Origin of the sequence: Reyranella sp. (assembly GCF_965229815.1) — a bacterium.
GTDB lineage: Bacteria > Pseudomonadota > Alphaproteobacteria > Reyranellales > Reyranellaceae > Reyranella.
Map to the genome: position 1 here is coordinate 1,951,266 of NZ_CBDDJN010000002.1, position 18,934 is coordinate 1,970,199.

The 18,934-nt window shown below is 69.1% G+C and carries 16 protein-coding genes; 9 read left to right on the forward strand and 7 right to left on the reverse strand.

Going from position 1 to position 18,934, the window contains the following annotated elements; translation table 11 throughout:
* Positions 1-13 precede the first annotated feature (13 nt).
* The gene (locus ACO073_RS09825) at positions 14-733 is read right to left on the reverse strand and encodes an NAD-dependent deacylase (protein ID WP_421997055.1); all 720 of its coding nucleotides are present in this window, start codon (positions 731-733) and stop codon (positions 14-16) included.
* A 50-nt stretch (positions 734-783) separates the two neighbouring features.
* Between ACO073_RS09825 and ACO073_RS09830 the strand changes: the two genes are divergently transcribed.
* The gene (locus tag ACO073_RS09830) at positions 784-1,290 is read left to right on the forward strand and encodes a low molecular weight protein-tyrosine-phosphatase (RefSeq protein WP_421997056.1); all 507 of its coding nucleotides are present in this window, start codon (positions 784-786) and stop codon (positions 1,288-1,290) included.
* Here the strand turns inward: ACO073_RS09830 and ACO073_RS09835 are convergent.
* The gene (locus tag ACO073_RS09835; RefSeq protein WP_421997058.1) at positions 1,274-3,424 is read right to left on the reverse strand and encodes a N,N-dimethylformamidase beta subunit family domain-containing protein; all 2,151 of its coding nucleotides are present in this window, start codon (positions 3,422-3,424) and stop codon (positions 1,274-1,276) included. The two genes, ACO073_RS09830 and ACO073_RS09835, sit on opposite strands and share 17 nt — an antisense overlap.
* 79 nt (positions 3,425-3,503) lie before the next feature.
* Positions 3,504-4,439: a LysR family transcriptional regulator gene (locus ACO073_RS09840; RefSeq protein WP_421997059.1), complete on the reverse strand. Its 936-nt coding sequence runs from the start codon at positions 4,437-4,439 to the stop codon at positions 3,504-3,506.
* A gap of 229 nt (positions 4,440-4,668) precedes the next feature.
* Between ACO073_RS09840 and ACO073_RS09845 the strand changes: the two genes are divergently transcribed.
* Together ACO073_RS09845 and ACO073_RS09850 are read left to right on the forward strand one after the other, a co-directional pair.
* Positions 4,669-5,655, forward strand: a complete 987-nt coding sequence (locus ACO073_RS09845) for a Bug family tripartite tricarboxylate transporter substrate binding protein (protein WP_421997061.1) — start codon at positions 4,669-4,671, stop codon at positions 5,653-5,655.
* Positions 5,652-6,695 (forward strand): phosphotriesterase family protein, encoded by a 1,044-nt coding sequence (locus tag ACO073_RS09850; RefSeq protein WP_421997063.1) that lies wholly within the window; start codon positions 5,652-5,654, stop codon positions 6,693-6,695. Before ACO073_RS09845 ends, ACO073_RS09850 begins: the two co-directional genes overlap by 4 nt.
* 159 nt (positions 6,696-6,854) lie before the next feature.
* On the opposite strand, the gene ACO073_RS09855 is transcribed toward ACO073_RS09850, so the two are convergent.
* Both ACO073_RS09855 and ACO073_RS09860 read right to left on the reverse strand, forming a co-directional pair.
* On the reverse strand, positions 6,855-7,829 hold the full coding sequence (locus ACO073_RS09855) for a TIGR03557 family F420-dependent LLM class oxidoreductase (RefSeq protein ID WP_421997065.1): 975 nt from the start codon (positions 7,827-7,829) through the stop codon (positions 6,855-6,857).
* 89 nt (positions 7,830-7,918) lie between these two features.
* A complete protein-coding gene (locus ACO073_RS09860; protein ID WP_421997067.1) occupies positions 7,919-8,827 on the reverse strand; it encodes an LLM class flavin-dependent oxidoreductase in 909 nt (302 codons plus the stop codon).
* A gap of 202 nt (positions 8,828-9,029) precedes the next feature.
* Between ACO073_RS09860 and ACO073_RS09865 the strand changes: the two genes are divergently transcribed.
* Positions 9,030-10,559 (forward strand): DHA2 family efflux MFS transporter permease subunit, encoded by a 1,530-nt coding sequence (locus ACO073_RS09865; RefSeq protein WP_421997069.1) that lies wholly within the window; start codon positions 9,030-9,032, stop codon positions 10,557-10,559.
* A gap of 33 nt (positions 10,560-10,592) precedes the next feature.
* Here the strand turns inward: ACO073_RS09865 and ACO073_RS09870 are convergent, their stop codons facing one another.
* Positions 10,593-11,444 carry an LLM class F420-dependent oxidoreductase gene (locus ACO073_RS09870; protein WP_421997071.1) on the reverse strand — a complete coding sequence of 284 codons (852 nt, stop codon included), beginning with the start codon at positions 11,442-11,444 and terminating at the stop codon, positions 10,593-10,595.
* 107 nt (positions 11,445-11,551) lie between these two features.
* On the opposite strand from ACO073_RS09870, the gene ACO073_RS09875 reads away from it, so the two are divergent.
* Positions 11,552-12,052, forward strand: coding sequence for a YbhB/YbcL family Raf kinase inhibitor-like protein (locus ACO073_RS09875; protein WP_421997073.1), 501 nt, complete (start codon positions 11,552-11,554; stop codon positions 12,050-12,052).
* A gap of 13 nt (positions 12,053-12,065) precedes the next feature.
* On the opposite strand, the gene ACO073_RS09880 is transcribed toward ACO073_RS09875, so the two are convergent.
* Positions 12,066-12,791, reverse strand: coding sequence for a haloacid dehalogenase type II (locus ACO073_RS09880; RefSeq protein ID WP_421997075.1), 726 nt, complete (start codon positions 12,789-12,791; stop codon positions 12,066-12,068).
* 194 nt (positions 12,792-12,985) lie between these two features.
* Here ACO073_RS09880 and ACO073_RS09885 point away from each other — a divergent pair, with 194 nt between their 5' ends.
* The 4 genes from ACO073_RS09885 (at position 12,986) to ACO073_RS09900 (ending at position 18,888) form a co-directional block, all read left to right on the forward strand.
* On the forward strand, positions 12,986-14,518 hold the full coding sequence (locus ACO073_RS09885) for a DHA2 family efflux MFS transporter permease subunit (RefSeq protein ID WP_421997077.1): 1,533 nt from the start codon (positions 12,986-12,988) through the stop codon (positions 14,516-14,518).
* Positions 14,519-14,604: 86 nt separating this feature from the next.
* Complete coding sequence (locus tag ACO073_RS09890) at positions 14,605-15,351, forward strand: SDR family NAD(P)-dependent oxidoreductase (protein ID WP_421997079.1); 747 nt, start codon at positions 14,605-14,607, stop codon at positions 15,349-15,351.
* 238 nt (positions 15,352-15,589) lie between these two features.
* Entirely contained in the window at positions 15,590-16,753 is a 1,164-nt protein-coding gene (locus tag ACO073_RS09895) for a TAXI family TRAP transporter solute-binding subunit (RefSeq protein ID WP_421997081.1), read from the forward strand.
* Between the two features lie 134 nt (positions 16,754-16,887).
* Positions 16,888-18,888, forward strand: a complete 2,001-nt coding sequence (locus ACO073_RS09900) for a TRAP transporter permease (protein WP_421997083.1) — start codon at positions 16,888-16,890, stop codon at positions 18,886-18,888.
* The last annotated feature ends 46 nt before the right edge of the window (positions 18,889-18,934 follow it).

The following is an 18,934-nucleotide window of genomic DNA, read 5'->3' on the forward strand; positions in this document are numbered from 1 at the left end:
CGTCCTCCCTCGGTTACAGCCAGCCTTTGGCCAGGATGCGCTCGACATAGGCCGGCACGGTCTGGGTGGCGGGGCCGTAGATGTGCTCGTGGAACAGTGGCTGGTTGCCGGTCGGCTCGAGGTTGAGCTCGACGGTGCGGGCGCGGCGCTGGGTCCGGCGCACGTGCAGGACGAAGCCGGCGGCGGGATAGACCTCCCCGGACGTGCCGACCGAGAGGAAGAGGCCGCAGCGTTCCAGCGCCGCGTGGATCTCGTCCATCTGGTGCGGCATCTCGCCGAACCAGACGATGTTGGGCCGGAGCTCGCCGACCGTCCGGCAGTGGGGGCAGACGGATTGCGGGTCGAGGTCGATTTCCGAGTCGAAGACGTGGCCGCAGGCCATGCAGCGGATCTCGCCGTCGCGGCCGTGCATGTGGATCACGTTCTTCGAGCCCGCCATCTCGTGCAGCGGGTCGATGTTCTGCGTGACGATGGTGACCTCGCCGTCATAGGCGCTTTCGAGATGGGCCAGGGCGCGATGGGCGGCGTTGGGCGCGACATGGGCGGCGCGGAACATGCGGCGCGTGTCGTTGTAGAAGTCGAGCACCTTCCTCCTGTCGCGGTGCCAGGCCTCCAGGGTCGCGACCTCCTCGAGGTCGACGCGGCTCCACAGCCCGTCCTTGTCGCGGAACGTTTCGATGCCGCTTTCCTTGGAGATGCCGGCGCCGGTCAGGACCACGATCCTCGGAGACATGAAATCCTGGTGCATGGCGTCACTCTAACCTTGTGCTAGGGTCGCGGACCATGACCATCGGGGTCCTCTTCGTCTGCACCGCCAATATCTGCCGCTCGCCCATGGCCGAGGGCGTGTTCCGCGCGCTGGCCGACAAGGCCGGGCTGGGCGCAGCCTTCTCGATTGCCTCGGCCGGAACCACCGGCATCCATGCCGGCGAGCCGCCGACGTCGGCCGCGATCGAGGCGGCGGCCCGGCGCGGCTACGACATTGCGGCCCAGCGTTCCCATCCCGTCAGCAAGGAAGACATTGGGGCCGCCGACCATGTCCTGGCGATGGACCGCGGCCATGTCGCGGACCTGCGCTGGATGGCGCCGCGCGACAAGATCGACCGCATCCAGCTCCTGACGCGCTTCGGGCCGATGCCGTCGATCACCGACATCCAGGATCCGTACGGCGGCACGCCGCAGGACTACGAGCGTGCGCTCGATCTCATCGAGGCCAGCTGCAAGGGGCTGCTGGCGGCCCTCGCCGACGAGGCGACGGCCAAGGCGCGATCGCTCAGAACGGCCACTTGAGGCCGAGCTCGCCGAACCGGTTGACCACGTTGAAGGTGAGCCGCGACACGTCGTTGTCGTACTTGTTGTGCGGCAGGCTGCCGCAATAGGTGATCGAGCCGGTCGAGAACACCGCGCCGCCCTGCGGCTTCTCGATGTAGGTCATGTCGGCGCGGATCAGCTCCTCGAGGGTCTGCCCCGGCACGGTCGTGTTGAAGCCGAGCCGCTCCTCGTGGACCACCACGAACTCCTTGCGGTCGTGGCCTTCCGAGGAGGCCAGCACCACCGCGTTGAGCGGGCTGCCGAGGCGATGGTCCAGCCGGTCGAGCTCGAAGCCCGCCGCGCCGCCGCCCGAGAAGCCGTAGCCGCCGAACAGCTCGTCCTTCACGCCCTCGAAGACCCAGGCATGATGGTTGTCGCGCGCCGCCGCGGTCTGGCGGAAGGCGTCGCCCACGAACAGGCCCTGGCTGGAGAATCCGATGCCGCACAGGAGGTTGGGCGGCCGGTCCGAACGGCGCCACAGGCCGCCATAGGCACCGTCGAAGGAATGGTAGTACTCGCCGGGCTCGGCCGGCCAGGTGCGGATGCCGCCCTCGGTCCGGCGCACCTCGATCGCGCCCGGCACCGCGTCCGACAGCGCCACCCGCCAGTAGAAGCCGTTGCCGCCGAGATACATCAGCCGTCCGCCGGTCTCGGTGTAGGCCTGCAGCGCATCGAGCGTCTGCTGCGTGTGATACTCCGGATGCGTGCCGGTCATCACGACCTTGTAGGACTTCAGGATGTCGACGCCCTTGTCGTGCAGGTCGTGGTCGGTGACGACGTCGAAGGCGATGCCCATGCGGTCGAGCCAGCCCGTGAGATGCGTGTCGGCCGGCAGGTGGCGCAGGCCCGACCCCGCCTCGTCGAAGAAGGTCATGAAGTCGGGCCGCCAGGTCAGCAGCGGCCGCAGGTGCGAGGAATAGGCGACGCCCGAGCCGTCGCGGTGGAAGTTGTAGGTCGACAGGCCGTAATCCTTGTTGTCGTCGGGATTGTTGGCCGCCGCCTTCCACGCCGCGACGCGCTCGCGGAACGGCTCGTTGAACAGGCCGCGCGAGAAGTTGCCGTAGACCTGGTAGGTGAAGGTCGAGGCGATGTAGCAGACCTTGGCCTGCGGCTTGCCGACCTGCGGGCGCACGAAGAAGGGGATGACGTCGCGATGCGGGCCGCAGCGCAGCTGCATGCCGTAGACGCCGCTCTTCATCTCGCGCGGCACGGTGAAGACGAAATCGTCGGCCCAGCCGCAATCGTGCAGATCGTCGTCATGGAAGTGGATGGCGGCGTACTGGTCGGGCGCCTGCTTCCAGTCGCGCTCGGGTCCGGCCCAGGCGGCGCCCTTCATCGCCCGCGTCGGCAGGTTCACCAGCCGGCCGTGCAGGCCGTTGGGGCCCGTGTCCTCGACCTCCAGCGTGCCGATTCGGCGGGCGAAGTCCCAGGCGGCATAGCCTGCGACTCGGGGCGCCTCGATCTTGCCGTTGAAGCAGCGCCCGGCCGGCCGGTCGGTGGCGGCCTCCGCGCCGATCAGCAGCGGCTGGGCGGCCTCGATCGCGAGCCCGTCGGCCCGGGTCGACGCCTCTCCCTCGTCGTCGACCGCATAGGCCCGCTTCAGCGGCTGCTGGCCGACCCGCATCACGCCGCTCTCGGGATCGGCCGAGGCCCAGACCCGATACCAGGCGCGGTTGCGCAGCTTGCGGCCGGTGACGATCCGGGCCCCGCCGCATTCCAGCGCCATGCCGTCGGGCGTCAGCACCAGGGCGAAGCCCGCGCCCGACGCCGGGTCGCGGCGCGAGATCACGGTCTGCGGCCCGTCCTCGGGCAGGGTCGGCCAGATCAGCGCCTCGACGGAGAGCGCTGCCGGCAGGCGGGCCTCGGCGGCGCCCTCGATGCGGGCATAGGAGCCGGGCCAGGCGTGCTGCTGGCGCGAGGCGAAGCGGCCGTCGAACAGGTCCGACATGTCCTCGAGCTTCTGGGCCGGTCCGCCGGGGTTGGGGTCGCCGCGCACGATGCGCACCAGCATGGCGCTGTAGGGGCCGGGGCCGACGCTCGAAACCTTGAAGCCGATCTTGTCTCCGGTCCGGACCGAGACCCGGTCGGCGTAGCCGGTAAGCGGTGATGTCACTGAACTCTCCCCCGGAAATCGCCCGCATAGTCGCCCGAAGCCGGCGGCCTTTCCACGCCCTTGTGATCGCCGCGCGAACCTATTCGAGGCGGGCCGCCTCGCGGGTGCGCTTGCGGATCAGGGAGAGCAGCAGGCGCGCCGCCGGCGGCAATGTCCGGTCGCGCTTGTAGGCGATGCCCATCTTGACCACCGGCCTCGGCGCCAGGCCCGACGTGTCGAGCACCGCCAGGCGACCGGCGGCCACGTCGGCGGCGATCTGGCTCATGTGGCCGACGCTGATCGCGTCGGTCTCGGCGACGAAGTCGCGCGCACTGTGGAAGGGGGAGACGGCGATCGAGGCCAGGATCGAGCCGGCTCCCCGGTCGACCGTCAGGCCGGCATCGAAGCCGCCGATCATGCCGAGATGCTGCTGCGCCACGGCGGGCATCGCGAAAGGGTAGCGGCGCAGGTCGTCGGCCTGCAGCCGCGCCTTCCGCAGCAGGGGATGGCCGGTCCGGCAGAAATGGACGCCGTGCAGCACCGCCAGCGGATCGGTGCGCAGGCTCGGCATGCGGCCGAGCGAGCCGACGTCGAACACGGCGAAGTCGATCTGGTCGGTCATGAGCAGGGCGAGCACCGCCGTCCATTCCCGCTCGAGCAGCTCGAGGCGGATGTCGGGATGGCTGCGGATCAGCTCGATCGCCGCCGGCTGCACGGCGATGTCGTGGATGAAGGCGCCGGCCGCCACGCGCAGCCGGCCGGCCCGGCCGTCGCGCACCTGCTGGAGCTGGCTCGACAGGACGGCGGCGCGCGCCACGAGCTCGTCCGCCATCCTGAGGAAGTCGTCACCCGCGGGCGTCGCCACGACGTCGCGGCGCGAGCGCTCGAACACGCGCAGCCCCAGCCGCTTCTCCAGCGCGGCGATGTTGCGGCTGAGCGTCGGCTGGCTGATGCGCAGGGCGGCGGCGGCGCGTCCGAAATGCCGGTGCTTCGCGAGCACCACCGCGTGCTCGAGAAGCTTGAGATCCATGTCCATGCGCGGACTGTATCGTTCGGTCGATCGTCTTGCCTACCGTCGGCGCACGGCATCGTGCGGTCGGCCACCCTGTCCGGCCCCGGCGCCGAACGGGCCGGGGCGGCTGAGCAGCCGGCATCCGATTTTCCAGTCGCTCGCCGGCATTCGACGGCCTCGCCTGCCGGAATGCGCGCCGCGTTGTGTCGTGGGCAAGGAACGATATAGTCCGGCAAACCTTGGAAGGAGCCCCATGACATCGACGATTACCCGCCGCGTTGCGTTGGCGGGAGCCTTGGCCACGCCGTTCCTCGCCCGCGCCGGGCACGCCCAGGACGCCTATCCCAGCAAGCAGATCCGCCTGGTCGTGCCGTTCGCGCCAGGTGGCACCACCGATCTCCTGGGCCGCATCGTCGCCCAGTACCTGACGGAGGTCTGGGGCCAGCAGGTGATCGTCGACAACAAGGCCGGCGCCGGCGGCAATCTCGGCGCCGAGCTGGTCGCCAAGGCGCCGCCCGACGGCTACACGCTGCTGCTGGGCACGATCGGCACCGCCGTCACGAACCAGTTCCTCTACAAGGCCATGCCCTACGACAGCCTGAAGAATTTCGCGCCGGTCGCCCTGGTCGGCGAGGTGGCGAACGTGCTCGTCGTCCACCCGAGCTTCCCGGCCAAGACGCTCAAGGAGTTCGTCGACTACTGCAAGCAGCAGGGACCCAACAAGGTCAGCTACGGCTCGCCGGCGATCGGCGGCAGCGGCAACCTCGCGATGGAGTATCTGGCGGAGCGGGCCGGCATCAAGCTGGAGCATGTCGTCTATCGCGGCAGCTCGCTGGTCCTGAAGGACCTGCTGGCCGGCCACATCCCGACGGCGATGGACAACCTGCCGCCCTACCTGCAGCACATCCAGTCGGGCGCGCTGCGGGCGCTGGGCGTCAGCACGGCCAAGCGCTGGTTCGCGGCGCCCGACGTGCCGACCATCGCCGAGCAGGGCTATCCCGGCTTCGACGCCGCGCCGTGGTGGTACGTGTCGGCGCCGGCCGGCACGCCGCCCGACATCGTGACCAAGCTGTCGACGGAGATCACCAAGGGCATCCGTTCCGAGGCGGTCATCAAGAAGATCCGCGATGCCGGCGCCGCCGAGCTGGCGGGCGACGCGGCCGCTCTGCTGAAGTTCATGGAGAGCGAGACCGTGAAGTGGAAGAAGGTGGTCACCGCGGCGAAGCTCGAGCCGCAATGAGCGGCAGCGCGCTCAGCGGCAGGATCCAGACGGTGCTCGGGCCGATCGCGCCCGAGCAGCTCGGCCGCACGCTGATGCACGAGCACGTCCTTTGCGACATCCGCCCGCCCGACCTCCGCACCGCCAACGACCTCGGTCCGGAGATCACTCTCGAGAACGTCTGGGAGATGAACTACGGCCGCGGCATGAAGCGGACCGGCCGCAAGTACATGCTCGACCTCGAGGACATCGCCACCCGCGAGGTGGCGATGATGAAGAACGACGGCGGCGACGCCATCGTCGAGCTGACCTGCGGCGGCCTCTCGCCCGATCCCGAGGGCCTGCGCCGCATCGCCGCCGGCACCGGCGTGAACGTGATCATGGGCTGCGGCCACTACGTCGACGACTTCCAGGACCCGCGCAACCACGCGCGGTCGGTCGACGACCTGGCCGACGAGATGATCGGCCAGGTGCTGCACGGCGCCTGGGGCACCGACGTGCGGGCCGGCATGATCGGCGAGATCGGCTGCCAGTCGCCGTGGACCGCGACCGAGAAGAAGGTGATGCAGGCTGCCCTCGTCGCCGCCGAGGAGACCGGGGCGGCGATCAACGTCCATCCCGGCCGCCATCCCGACCAGCCGCAGGAGGTCGCCGACTTCATCCGGGCGGCGGGCAAGCCGACCGAGCGGGTGGTGATCAGCCACATCGACCGCACCATCTTCGACGAGGACCGGCTGGTGCGCCTGGCCGATTCCGGCGTCACCGTCGAGTTCGACCTGTTCGGCCAGGAGCAGAGCTTCTACCGGCTGTCCGACATCGACATGCCGAACGACGCGACGCGGCTGCGCCTGATCCGCACCCTTATCGACCACGGTCATCTCGACCGCGTCGTGATCAGCCACGACATCTGCTACCGCACGCGGCTCAGCGTCTTCGGAGGCCACGGCTACGGCCACATCTTCCGCAACGTCGTCCCGCTGATGCGCGACCGCGGCTACAGCGAGGACGAGATCGACGCCATCCTGGTGCGTAACCCGCGCCGCCTGCTGACGTTTCCTTGAAACTGGCGCCCGCCGCGCTCGACGCGGCGGATCCGGGCGAGGGAGGACGGGCATGATCCGCAAGTTGTCGTCGGGCCAGTATCGGCTCTATTCGCGCAAGATCGACCCGAAGACGCGGCCGCGGTCGAGGAGGCCTGAGCCTCCACGACGCTCGGCCGGTTATGCCGCCTTTTTCTTCCGCTCCTGGAGAGCGGGAGCCAGCTTGTGCTCGAAGAAGTCGAAGAAGAAATCCTGGTCCGGACCGATCTGGTTCAGGATGATGTGATCGCAGCCGGCGTCGACGAACTTGGTGACTGCCTCGAGATGCGCGTCGATCGAGGGACCGCAGCTGATGCTCTCGCCGACCGCCTCGACGGAGACGTGCTGCGTCGCCGCGGCGAACGCCTCGTCGTGCGGCAGCTCGGCGAGCACCGGCCAGCCGGCCAGGGACCAGCGGAAATAGCGATGCGCGGTCTCGCGTGCCTTGCCCTCGTCGGCGCCGCAGCACAACGCGACCTCGGCGAAGCGCGGGCCCTTGCCGCCGCCCTTGCGATAGGCCGAGATCAGCTCCTTCCTGGGTTCGGTCACGATCAGCCCGTCGGCCTTGTCCGCGGCGAGCTGCGCGGCGTCTGGCCCGCCCGCCGCCACGATCACGTCGGGCTTGCGCGTCGGCCGGTCGAACAGGCGGGCATGGTCGAGGCGAAAATGCTCGCCCCGCCAGGTGGTGAGCTTGCCGGCCAGAAGGCCCTGGATGATCTCGAGCGCCTCCGCCAGCCTCTCGTGCCGCTCGGCGACGCCCGGCCAGCCTTCGCCCACGACATGCTCGTTGAGACGTTCCCCGGCGCCGAGGCCGAGCGTGAAGCGACCATCGGCGAGCACGCCCATGGTTGCCGCGGCCTGGGCGATGACGGCCGGATGGTAGCGCATGATGGGGCAGGTCACCGCCGTCATCAGGCCGAGCTGCTCGGTCGCCTGGGCGATCGCACCCAGCACCGACCAGGCGAATGGCGCATGGCCCTGCTCCTCCAGCCAGGGAAAGAAGTGGTCGGAAATGGCGGCGAACGCGAAGCCGGCCCGCTCGGCGCGCCGCGCATTGCGCACCAGGTCTGCGGGCCCGTGTTCTTCCGACATCAGCTTGTAGCCGAGCTTCACCATCTCTGCCTCCGGTCCTGGCGGGAGCCCGGAGAACAGAGGCGAGGGCGAAAGGTTGCCGGACGGCGCGAGCGCCGCGGAATCCTTCCGGCTCAGGAGAAGGTCGCGAAGACCTCCTCGATCGCCTTCATCTGGTTGCCGGCGGCCGACGAGGGCACGACGATCGGGGTGTGCACGCCCGCCGCGCGCCATGCCTCGATCCCCTCGCGCACCTTCGACGCCGGCCCGAACAGCGTGTTGTCCGACAGCCACCGCGTGGTGAGGTATTTCGGCACGTCGTCGCGCCGTCCCTCGGCGATCGCCTTCTCGATCGCCTCCATCTCCTCGACGTAGCCGGCTTCCTTCCAGTAGTTCCGGTAGTTGGGCAGGAAGGCGTAGTTGGTGAGGGTGCGCCGGTTGACCGCCTCGGCGGCGGCGGCATCGTCGCTGATGCAGGTCGGGATCATGTTGCCGATGAAGAAGTCGGCCGACCGCCGCTTGGCCTCCGGCAGCGCCTGCAGCGACTGGCCCATGTGCGACAGGGAGGCGTTGGCGAAGACCACGCCCTCGGCCAGCTCGCCGGCCAGCGCCACCATGCGCTTGCGCAGCGCCGCGACGATAATCGGCGGCAGGGCCCCGAAAGTCTTCTCGGCGCGGAACTTCTCGATGAAGGCGCGGGTGTCGGCCAGCGGCTTGCCGGGCGTCACCCCCATGCGCACGTGCGACGGGCCGTGGGCGATGCCGATGCCCAGCCGGAAGCGGCCCTCCGACACCTCGTGCATCATGGCGGCGCTCTGGGCGAAGTCGACGAGGGTACGCTGGTAGATCGGCGCGATCGCCGTGCCGAAGGTCACCGAGCGCGTGTTCCAGGCCAGCGCCTCGCACATCGACATGTTGCCGAAGGGGCTCGGCACGTAGATGCCGGCATAGCCGCGCCTTTCGGCCTCCTGGCAGAGCTCGATCGTGCGGCGCCGGCGGCCGGGCATGGCGATCAGGCAGAGAGCGGGCAGGGGGTCGACCATCGGGGCTTCCTTTGCGGGGCGGCGATCCTCTCCACTGGCGGCTTTGGCGCGCCAGCACAAGCGCCCTGTGCTTCCGTCCGCGGCGTGGACCGCCGCCGGTGTGCAGCGCACCACGCAGACCAGCCGTGCAGCCGTCCCGCTGTCAATCGCGGCCGGTTTGTCGAATGATCGGCGCCGGAACCAGAAGAAGACAAGACACGGGATGACGACCGTTGTCGCCGACACGGACAAGGGCGGCCTGTTCACGATCAGCGGGCGGCAATGGCTCATCCTGTTGATGGTCCAGGTCGCCAACATGCTGTTCGGCATGACCATCACCATCGCCAACCTCGTGCTGCCGCAGATGCGCGGCAACCTGTCGGCGTCGCCCGAGGAAATCTCCTGGGTGATCACGCTCAACCTGGTCGCCACCGCCGTCGCCACGCCGATGACGGGTTGGCTGGCCAGCCGGCTGGGCTGGCGCAACCTCATGTTCTTCACCGTGCTGGGCTTCACCGTGGCGTCGCTCCTGTGCGGGCTCTCGCGCAGCCTGGAGGCGCTGATCCTGGCCCGCGTCGCCCAGGGGGCATTCGGCGCGCCGATCATGCCGATGGGACAGGCCATTCTGCTCGCCACCTTCCCCAAGCACCTGCAGCCCACGGCGATCGTGATCTGGGGAATCGGCGCGGTGTTCGGCCCGGTGATGGGCCCGATCGTCGGCAGCATCGCCACCGAGGCCTACAACTGGCGCGCCGCCTTCTTCCTGATCGTGCCGCTCGGCATCGCCTCGCTCGTCTGCATTCGCTTCGCGCTGCGCGACCATACCGGGCAGACGCCGGTGAAGTTCGACTGGATCGGCTTCATCGCGCTCTCGGTGGCGATGACCTGCGCGCAGCTCGTCTTCGACCGGGGCCATCGCCTCGACTGGTTCGAATCGCGCGAGATCGTCCTGTTCGTCTTCACCGGCGCGCTCGCGCTCTGGGTCTTCGTCGTGCACTGCCTGACGGTGAAGGAGCCCTTCCTCAACCCGCGCCTGCTGCTCGACCGCAACTTCTCGATCGGCCTCCTGCTGGCGCTGGTGATGGGCATGCTGAACTTCATCACCATCGTCCTTTACCCGACCCTGCTGCACGATCTCAGGGGCTATCCCGACAATGCCGTCGCCTACCTGATCTCGGCACGCGGGCTCGGCAACTGGGCGGCCTTCCTGGTGGTCGTGCAGTTCACCCGCCTGGCGCCCCGGGCGGCCATCGTCACCGGCATGGCCATCCAGGCGGCTGCCGGCTTCTGGATGGCCGGCTTCGACATCAACCTCAGCGACCACGAGGTGTTCTGGAGCAACCTCCTGATGGGCTTCGGCCAGTCGATCGCCTTCACGCCGATGACCGTGCTGGCCTTCTCGACCCTGCCGCCGCGTCAGGTCACCGAGGGCACGTCGGTCTTCACCCTGTTCCGCAACTTCGGATCGAGCCTCTTCATCTCGATCTGCGTCCTGATCATCAGCCGGTCGACCGCGGCCAACTACTCGCGGATGACCGAGAACATCACGCCCTACAACAAGACGCTCGCGGCGCCCGGCCTGCCGGCCCAGTGGAGCCTCGACGGCGTCGGCAGCCTGATGAGCCTGTCGAACGAGATCCTGCGCCAGGCGGCTATGATCGGGTACGTCAACGCCTTCTGGCTGATCGCCCTGGTCGCCGCCGTCGCCGTGCCGCTCGCCGGCCTGATGCACCGCCTGCCGCGCGACGAGTGACGGCCCTCGCGCGCGGGGCGCGAGCCGCCGCCGTCAGCCGGCGACCTCCTTGAAGCGGCGCAGGGTCTCGATCTGATCGCCAAGGTCGGACATGCGGTACATGGGATAGAGCATTACCATCTCCGCGCCGAGCTTCTTCCAGCCTTCGGCCGCCTTGCCCCATTTCTGGGTGTCGGGCTCGTCCATGCGGAGCCAGCCTTCCAGGCCGAACCTGGCGGGATCGCGGCCGAAGGCCTTGAGATGATCGCGCAGCGTGGCGAGCTTCGGCTCGGCCACCTCGGGCGTCATGATCGGCATCCAGCCGTCGCCGATGCGGGCGGCGCGCTTGACGACGGCGTCCGACGAACCGCCGAACCAGATCGGGATCGGCCGCTGGACCGGCACGGGCAGCTGGTTGACGTCGACCAGCGTATGGAATTTGCCCGAGAAGGTGACGAAGTCCTGGGTCCAAAGCCGTCGCATCACCTCGATCTGCTCGGCCTGGCGGGCGCCGCGAGTCTTCCACTCCATGCCGAGCGCTTCGTACTCGACATGGTTCCAACCGACACCGACACCCAGCCTGAGGCGCCCGCCGCTCAGGATGTCGACCTGGGCCGCCTGCTTGGCGACCAGGCCGGTCTGGCGCTGCGGCAGGATCAGGACGCCGCTGCACAGCTGGATGGATTTCGTGACCGCGGCGATGAAGGCCATCGTCGTGAAGGTCTCGTGGAAGGGATCGTGCTCGCTGTAGGTCGGTTTCCAGTCGCCGCGCGGCGCCGCGCCGAAGACATGGTCGGCGACCTCGATGCAGTGATAGCCGAGATCCTCGGCCGCCTGCGCCCAGTCACGAATCTTCGCCGGGTCGGTACCGATGTCGCGGGTCGGGAAGAGGGCGTTCAGCTTCATCGCGGACCTCGTGTTCGTGGTGCGAGCCTATCACAGGGGCGCGCGGGTTGCGCGGGACGGCGCGGCTGGTCCACTCTCCCGGCCCGTTCGACCGACAGGAGGAAACCATGGCGCTCACGCTCGGCAGCAGCAGCTTCAAGGAGGGCGAGACCCTCAAGATGGATCACATCCTGTCGGCGGATTACGGGTTCGGCTGCGGCGGCGGTAACAAGTCGCCGCAGCTCTGCTGGTCGGGCGTGCCCGCTGGCACGAAGAGTTTCGCCGTTACCTGCTTCGATCCCGACGCGCCGACCGGCAGCGGCTTCTGGCACTGGGTGGTCGTCAACATCCCGGCCGGTACGACCGAGCTCAAGCTCGACGCCGGCAATCCCAAGGCCGGGCTGATGCCCAAGGGCGCGCTGCAGACCCGCACCGATTTCGGCGCACCGGGCTACGGCGGTCCCTGCCCGCCGGAGGGCCATGGGCCCCATCGCTACGTCTTCACGGTCTTCGCGGTGAAGGAGGAGACCCTGCCGGTGAATGCCGACACGTCGGCGGCGATCGTGGGCTTCCAGCTCCATTTCAACACGCTCGAGAAGGCGACGCTGACCGGCACCTTCCAGCGCTGAGCCGGCCGGCGCTTCAGGCGCCGAGGGCGGCGGCCAGCGCCACCAGGTCCTCGGCGTAGACGTCGAACCAGTCCTCGGGCCGCGTGTCCGGTTGGCCGCCGGGGCCGAACTCGAGCGGCCTGGCGACGAACGCCGTGCGCATGCCGAAGGCGCGTGCCGCCGCGAGATCGTACTTGTGGCAGGCGACCATCATGATCTCGTCGGGCCGGCAGCCGAGATAGTCGACGGCGAGCTGGTAGACGGCGGGCGCCGGCTTGTAGAGGTGCGCGAGCTCGGCGGTCAGGATGGCGTCGAACGGCAGGCCGGCATGCTTGCAGATCGCCACCATGGTCGACATGGCGGCGTTGGAGAGCGTCGAGGTCGTGAACTTCCGGCGCAGTCGCGCGAGGCCTTCCACGCTGTCGGGCCAGGCCTCGAGGCGGCTCCACACGCCGTTCATCTCGTCGCGTTCGGCGGCCGAGAAGACCGAAGACAGTCCGTGGCGGTCCAGCAGCGCGTCGAGGGTCTCGCGGTAGATCCGGTCGACCCTGATCCAGGGCCGCCCGCCGGCAATGATCGCGTCGAGCACGTCGCGATAGAGGCCGCGCCATTCCGACGACAGCGCGCCCCAGTCGAGATCGAGTCCCTTGGCCCTGCTGACCGCCTCGCCCATGCGCTCGACGGGCCGACAGAAATCCGCACAGGTTCCCTGGACGTCGAAGGTCAGGGCCCGGATCGTCGCCGGGTCCAGCCGCTTCATCTCTGCCATCATCGCTCCCGATCACCCGTCGCGCCGGAGAGGGCCGGGGCTGCCGAACATTGCCGCGAACGCGGGAACGGTCAATCCGTGCGCCCGGGTGGGAAGTCCCTGTTGCAAGATGGCCGCGATCTGGCAGTCTCGATCGGCGAGTCGATCGAGGCCCGGCAGGTGCGCGTCTTTCAGCACGAAGCGATATGCCGGTGATCGGCCAAGGAAAGCCCGACGCAGCCGGGGAGCCGGCGAGCCCGCTCTCCTTCGCCTCGGTGCGCGCCGCGGCGCTCGAGGGCCGCGAGCCGCCGCCCTTGCCGGCCATCGCCCGGCTGCCGTCCTATCGCTGGTTCGTCGTCGGCACGGTCTGCATCGGCTCGTGCATGGGCCAGATCGACGCCAGCATGACCCAGCTCCTGCTGCCCCGGCTCGAACTGGACTTCGCCGCGCCCCTCAGCGCCGTGAGCTGGGTGGCGGTGTCCTACCTTCTCGCCATGGCCTCGTTCACGCCGATCTTCGGCAGGCTTGCCGACATGGTGGGCCACAAGCTCCTCTATGCGGCCGGCTTCCTGATCTTCATCACCGGTTCGGCGCTGTGCGGCCTCGCCTCGAGCCTCGACATGCTGATCGCGTTCCGGGTCCTGCAAGGTATCGGCGCGGCCCTTGTCACCTCCAACAGCACCGCCATCATCGTCACCGCCGTGGGAACCGAAGCACGCGGGCGGGCGCTCGGGCTGCAGTCGGCGGCGCAGGCGGTCGGCCTGTGCGCCGGGCCCGCGCTCGGCGGTCTTATCCTGGATACGCTGGGCTGGCACTGGGCCTTCTGGCTCAACGTGCCGCTCGGCCTGGCGGCCATCGTCCTTGCCTGGCTCGTGGTGCCGCACAGCCACGCGCCATCGGCGACCAGCCGCTTCGACTGGCTGGGCGCCATCCTGATCGCGCCGGCCTTGACGGCGGCGATGGCGGTCCTCAACGAGGGCCGCGCCTGGGGATTCACCTCGCCCGCGCTGCTGGCTTGCGTGGCGCTGGCTTCCATCCTGCTGGCGCTGTTCGTGTGGGCCGAGCGACGCGCGCCCGTGCCGATGCTGGATCTCGGCCTGCTCGGCGGGCGCGCGTTCCTGATCGGCAATGCGGCCAACTTCCTGTCCTACGCCGCCCTGTTCGGCCTCTTCCTCCTCGTGCCCTTCGTCCTCGTGAGGGTCTACCAGGACTCGGCGCTGCAGGCGGGCCTGCGCCTGTCGATCCTGCCGGTCATGCTCGGCCTGCTGGCGCCGGTCGGCGGCGCCCTCTACGACCGCCTCGGGGCGCGGGTGCCAGCCTGCTGCGGCGCCGCGATCGCCGTCGCCGGCCTCGTCCTGCTGCGTCAGGTGCTGGACGGCTCGGCGCAGAGCCTGCCGCTGGCGATGGCGGCGCTGGCCTTGTTCGGAGCGGGCCTCGGCCTGTTCATCTCGCCCAACAGCAGCGCCATCATGGCGACGGCGCCGGCCGACCAGACCGGCCAGGCGGCCGGCGTGCTGAACGTCGTGCGCCTGCTCGGCACCAGCGCGGGCATCGCCGGCGCGGCCACCGTGCTCGCCTTCAGCCTGGGGCCCAGCACGCTCGGCGTGCCGGCGTCGCGGCTGATCGCGGGCGCCCGCGACGTCACGTTGCTGCTCGCCGGCCTCATGACGCTGGCCGGCCTGCTGTCGCTGGTGCGACCGGCGCCGGCGGTGCCGACGCCGGGCGACGCGGCGGCCTGACCGGGCGTCCTTGCCTTCGCCATCACGGCCCGTCACGGTGCGCGCCTCGTTCGCAATCGCGTGGCCAGCGCCATCGGGAGACAGGCATGAAGATCGATTTCACGGGCAAGAAGGCCATCGTCTGTGGCGGCAGCCGCGGCATCGGCCGGGCGATCGCGCTCGGCTTCGCGCAGGCGGGCGGCGACGTGTCGATCTGCGCCCGCGATCCCAAGGCGCTGGGCGAGACCCGGGCGGAGATCGAGACGCTCGGCCGCAAGGCCCATGCCGCCAGCGCCGACCTCGCCAAGGGTGACGCGGTGCGCGGCTATGTGCGCGACGCCGTCGCCGCGCTCGGCGGCTGCGACCTGCTGGTGAACAACGCCTCGGCCTTCGGCTCGTCGGACGACGACAAGGGCTGGGGCGCCAATCTCGCCGTCGACATGATGGCGATCGTGCATGCCACGCAGGAGGCGCTGCCGACGCTGAAGCAGGGGCCGGGCAGCGTGGTCAACATCTCCTCGATCGCCGCGCTGCATCCCGCGGCGCGCCAGCCGCCCTACGGCGCCATCAAGGCGGCGGTGATCCACTACACCGTCACGCAGGCGGCGATGTATGCCAAGGACCGCGTGCGGGTGAACTGCATTGCGCCCGGGTCGATCGAGTTTCCCGGCGGCGTGTGGGACCGGCGCAAGACCAACGATCCCAAGCTCTACAATGCGACGCTCGCGTCCATCCCGTTCGGCCGCATGGGCCACGCCGAGGAAGTGGCCAGCGTGGCCCTGTTCCTCGCTTCGCCGCTCGCCTCCTGGGTGACGGGACAGGCCATCGCCGTCGCCGGCGGGCAGGGCCTCTGATCGCGAAGTCCTGAATCCGCCCGGTCGGATCCGACCGGGCTCACGGCGAATCGTCTCTTGAACTATGAGGATGGCGGCTGTCCGTGGCCGCAGACCATGCTGCGCGTGCGAATCACACGGTCTGTAAAGTCGTTGACCTGACGCCGCGCTGGCCTCTAGCATTGCCTGTGAAGTCCGCAACGACGGACATTCATCATGCCAGCAAAAACAAATCGCTGCTTACAGGGAGTGAAATGCCATGATCCGTGACAAGCGGAAGTCGGCGACCGTCGGCATCGTCGCCGGCATCGCCATGATGTTCGCAGGCGCCGCATCGGCCGAAGACGTCAAGCTGCCCAAGGACATTTCCTGGACCGCCTACGAGAGCGGTTCGTCCGGCTATGCCCAGTCGGTCGGCATCGGCAACATGCTGAAGAAGCGCTACGAGGTCGACCTGCGAATCATCCCGGGCAAGAACGACGTCTCGCGCATGACGCCGCTCCGGATCGGGCAGTCGAAGGTCTGTGCCTGTGGCATCGCCGCCTACTTCGCGCAGGAAGGCGTGCTGATGTTCGCGGAGAAGACGTGGGGTCCGCAGAAGCTCTACAACCTGTTCAACAACAACGGCCGCAATGGCCAGCAGGCGGCGGTGTCGGTCGAATCCGGCATCAAGAAGCCGGCCGACCTGAAGGGCAAGCGCGTGACCTTCGTGAAGGGCGCGCCGGCGCTCAACCAGAACATGGAGGCGTTCCTCGCCTTCGGCGGCCTCACCTGGAACGACGTCGTCAAGGTCGAGGTGCCGGGCTGGGGCCAGTCGGTCGATGCCGTGATCAACGGCCAGGCCGATGCCGTCTGGGGCAGCACCGTGTCGAGCAAGTACGCCCAGCTCGTCGCCTCGCCGCAGGGACTTTTCCTGCCGCCGCTGCCGCACGACGACAAGGCGGGCTGGGAGCGGGCCCACCAGATCGCGCCGTGGTGGGTGCCGTCCTCCGTGCAGTCGGTCGTGCCCGGCTACAAGGGCACGGTCCCCTACCAGGGCAGCAACTATCCCTATCCGATCTTCGTCTCGACGAACGACGCGCCGGACGCGCTGGCCTACGGCCTGACCCGGGCGGTGATGGACAACTACGCCGACATAAAGGAGGCGGGTCCGAGCATGGACGGCTACCAGCTCAGCTCGCAGAACTTCCAGTTCGTGTTCCCGTACCATCCCGCCGCGATCAAGTACTACAAGGAGAAGGGCGTCTGGACGGCGGAGCACGAGGCGCACAACGCCAAGCTCCTGAAGCGGCAGGACGTGCTCGCGGCCGCCTGGAAGGAGATGAAGGGCAAGTCCGTTCCCGACGACAAGTTCGCCGAGGAGTGGCTGAAGGTCCGCGCCGCCGCCCTCACCAAGGCGGGCCTGCCGGTGGTCTTCAAGTAGGCCGCCGCGATGTGCACCGGTCGTCCGACGGACGACCGGGCGTCGCCTGATCGACGCGCCGGCCGCCGGTCCGCCCGGGAGACCGGCGGCCCGGCCGTGTCCGGACGCGCCATGCCGTCTGCGCAGGAAATCCCATGACCATGATCGACACTTCGGAGGGCGAGAAGGCCGCCACGGCAGCCGAGCTCTCCTCGCAGCGCCCGCTCACCGGGCTGGCCCGGCTGCTCACCGCGATCGCCGCCGTGGCGTCGATCGTGATGGCGGTCTACCTGATCTTCGGCGTCGGACCGCTGCTGCAATGGTTCGTGCCGCTGGAGACGCAGTACTTCTACGTCCTGCTCGGCCTGCTGCTGCCGATCGTGTTCCTGATGTACCCGATGAATGCCGGCGCCCGCGACCGCACGCCCTGGTACGACTGGACGCTGGCGCTGGCCGCCTGCGCGATCCCTTTCTACTTCGCCTTTCGCGGCAACGACATGCTGAACGAGGGCTGGGAGTACGACTCGCCGATGCACGCCAAGGTCCTGTCCTTCGCGATGTGGGCGATCGTGCTCGAGGCGCTGCGCCGCGCCGGCGGCACGGCGATCTTCGCCATCTGCCTCGTCGTCTCGCTCTACCCGATCTTTGCCGGCTACGTGCCGGGCGTGCTGGGCGGCCAGTCGGTGGCGCCCGAGGTCACCGCGGGCTTCCACATCTTCGGCACGGAAAGCATCCTCGGCATCCCGATGAACGCCTTCGCCAACCTGGTGATCGGCTTCCTCGTGTTCGGCATCGCGCTGCAGATGACCGGCGGCGGCGCCTTCTTCCTCAACCTCGCCTTCTCGCTGCTCGGCGGCCGCCGCGGCGGGCCGGCCAAGGTGGCGATCTTCTCGTCCGGCCTGATGGGCTCGATGTCGGGCAGCGTCATCACCAACGTGCTCACCACCGGCGTGCTGACCATTCCCGCCATGAAGCGGGTCGGCTTCCGGCCGGCCTATGCCGGCGGCGTCGAGGCCTGCGCCTCGACCGGCGGCGTGCTGATGCCGCCGGTGATGGGCGCGACCGCCTTCGTCATGGCGTCGTTCATCGAGATTCCCTATGCGCAGATCGTCGTCGCCGCGATCTTCCCGTCGCTGCTCTACTATCTCGGCCTGTTCCTGCAGATCGACGCCTACTCGGCGCGCGAGAAGATGAAGGGCCTGCCGGCGAGCGAACTGCCCAGGATCGGCCGCGTGCTGCTCGACGGCTGGTTCTACATCACCATCTTCGTCGTGCTGATGGTCATGCTGCTTTACCTGCAGCGCGAGGCCCAGGCGCCGTTCTACGCCACCGCGGCGCTGCTCCTGATCAACCAGTTCTCGGGCGCGCACCGCTGGGCCTGGAAGGACCTCGAGGCCTTCGTCGTCGCCGTGGGCCGGCTGTTCGCCGAGCTGGCGGCGATCCTGGCGGGCGTCGGCCTGATCATCGGCGCCCTGTCGCTCAGCGGCAAGATCGGGTCGATCACCTACACGCTGGTCCAGCTCGCGGGCGACAACATCCTGCTGCTGCTGCTGATGGGTGCGGTGACCAGCTTCATCCTGGGCATCGGCATGACCGTGACGGCGGCCTACCTGTTCCTCGCCGTGACGCTGGCGCCGGCGCTGACGGGGCAGGGGCTCGACAAGCTCGCCGTGCACCTGTTCCTGCTCTACTGGGGCATGATCTCGTTCATCACCCCGCCGGTGGCGCTGGGCGCCTATGCGGCGGCCTCGATCGCCAAGTCGAGTCCCATGAAGACCGGTCTCGAGGCGATGCGGCTCGGCAGCATCATCTACTTCGTCCCGTTCTTCTTCGTCCTCAATCCGGCGCTGATCGGCAACGGCCAGTTCGGCGAGATCGTCGTCGTGCTGGTGTCCGCCATCGCCGGCATCGCGCTGCTGTGCGCGGGGCTGCAGGGCTATCTCTGGGGCGTCGGCGCGCTGGACGGCAACGGCCTGTTCGCCTGGCCAGGCCGGGTCCTGCTGTGCCTGTCGGGCATCGTGCTCGCCCTTCCGGGCAGCGAGTATATCGGCTTCACGCACTGGGAGCTGCTCGAGATTGCGGCAGCGCTCGGCGTGGCGGGCGTCGGGTTGGCCTGGATGGGGCGGCGACGGGGGCATGCGGCGGCGGCGGCGTGAGGTCCGATCGCGGCGAGCCCCCGCGCCGACGCGATCTGCGCAATCT

What these genes read in the sequence shown, in the direction of transcription:
- ACO073_RS09825 (WP_421997055.1), bottom strand. Translation starts at nt 733, where the DNA reads ATGTCTCCGAGGATCGTGGTCCTGACCGGCGCCGGCATCTCCAAGGAA.
- ACO073_RS09830 (WP_421997056.1), top strand. Translation starts at nt 784, where the DNA reads ATGACCATCGGGGTCCTCTTCGTCTGCACCGCCAATATCTGCCGCTCG.
- ACO073_RS09840 (WP_421997059.1), bottom strand. Translation starts at nt 4,439, where the DNA reads ATGGACATGGATCTCAAGCTTCTCGAGCACGCGGTGGTGCTCGCGAAG.
- ACO073_RS09845 (WP_421997061.1), top strand. Translation starts at nt 4,669, where the DNA reads ATGACATCGACGATTACCCGCCGCGTTGCGTTGGCGGGAGCCTTGGCC.
- ACO073_RS09850 (WP_421997063.1), top strand. Translation starts at nt 5,652, where the DNA reads ATGAGCGGCAGCGCGCTCAGCGGCAGGATCCAGACGGTGCTCGGGCCG.
- ACO073_RS09855 (WP_421997065.1), bottom strand. Translation starts at nt 7,829, where the DNA reads ATGGTGAAGCTCGGCTACAAGCTGATGTCGGAAGAACACGGGCCCGCA.
- ACO073_RS09860 (WP_421997067.1), bottom strand. Translation starts at nt 8,827, where the DNA reads ATGGTCGACCCCCTGCCCGCTCTCTGCCTGATCGCCATGCCCGGCCGC.
- ACO073_RS09865 (WP_421997069.1), top strand. Translation starts at nt 9,030, where the DNA reads ATGACGACCGTTGTCGCCGACACGGACAAGGGCGGCCTGTTCACGATC.
- ACO073_RS09870 (WP_421997071.1), bottom strand. Translation starts at nt 11,444, where the DNA reads ATGAAGCTGAACGCCCTCTTCCCGACCCGCGACATCGGTACCGACCCG.
- ACO073_RS09875 (WP_421997073.1), top strand. Translation starts at nt 11,552, where the DNA reads ATGGCGCTCACGCTCGGCAGCAGCAGCTTCAAGGAGGGCGAGACCCTC.
- ACO073_RS09880 (WP_421997075.1), bottom strand. Translation starts at nt 12,791, where the DNA reads ATGAAGCGGCTGGACCCGGCGACGATCCGGGCCCTGACCTTCGACGTC.
- ACO073_RS09885 (WP_421997077.1), top strand. Translation starts at nt 12,986, where the DNA reads ATGCCGGTGATCGGCCAAGGAAAGCCCGACGCAGCCGGGGAGCCGGCG.
- ACO073_RS09890 (WP_421997079.1), top strand. Translation starts at nt 14,605, where the DNA reads ATGAAGATCGATTTCACGGGCAAGAAGGCCATCGTCTGTGGCGGCAGC.
- ACO073_RS09895 (WP_421997081.1), top strand. Translation starts at nt 15,590, where the DNA reads ATGATCCGTGACAAGCGGAAGTCGGCGACCGTCGGCATCGTCGCCGGC.
- ACO073_RS09900 (WP_421997083.1), top strand. Translation starts at nt 16,888, where the DNA reads ATGACCATGATCGACACTTCGGAGGGCGAGAAGGCCGCCACGGCAGCC.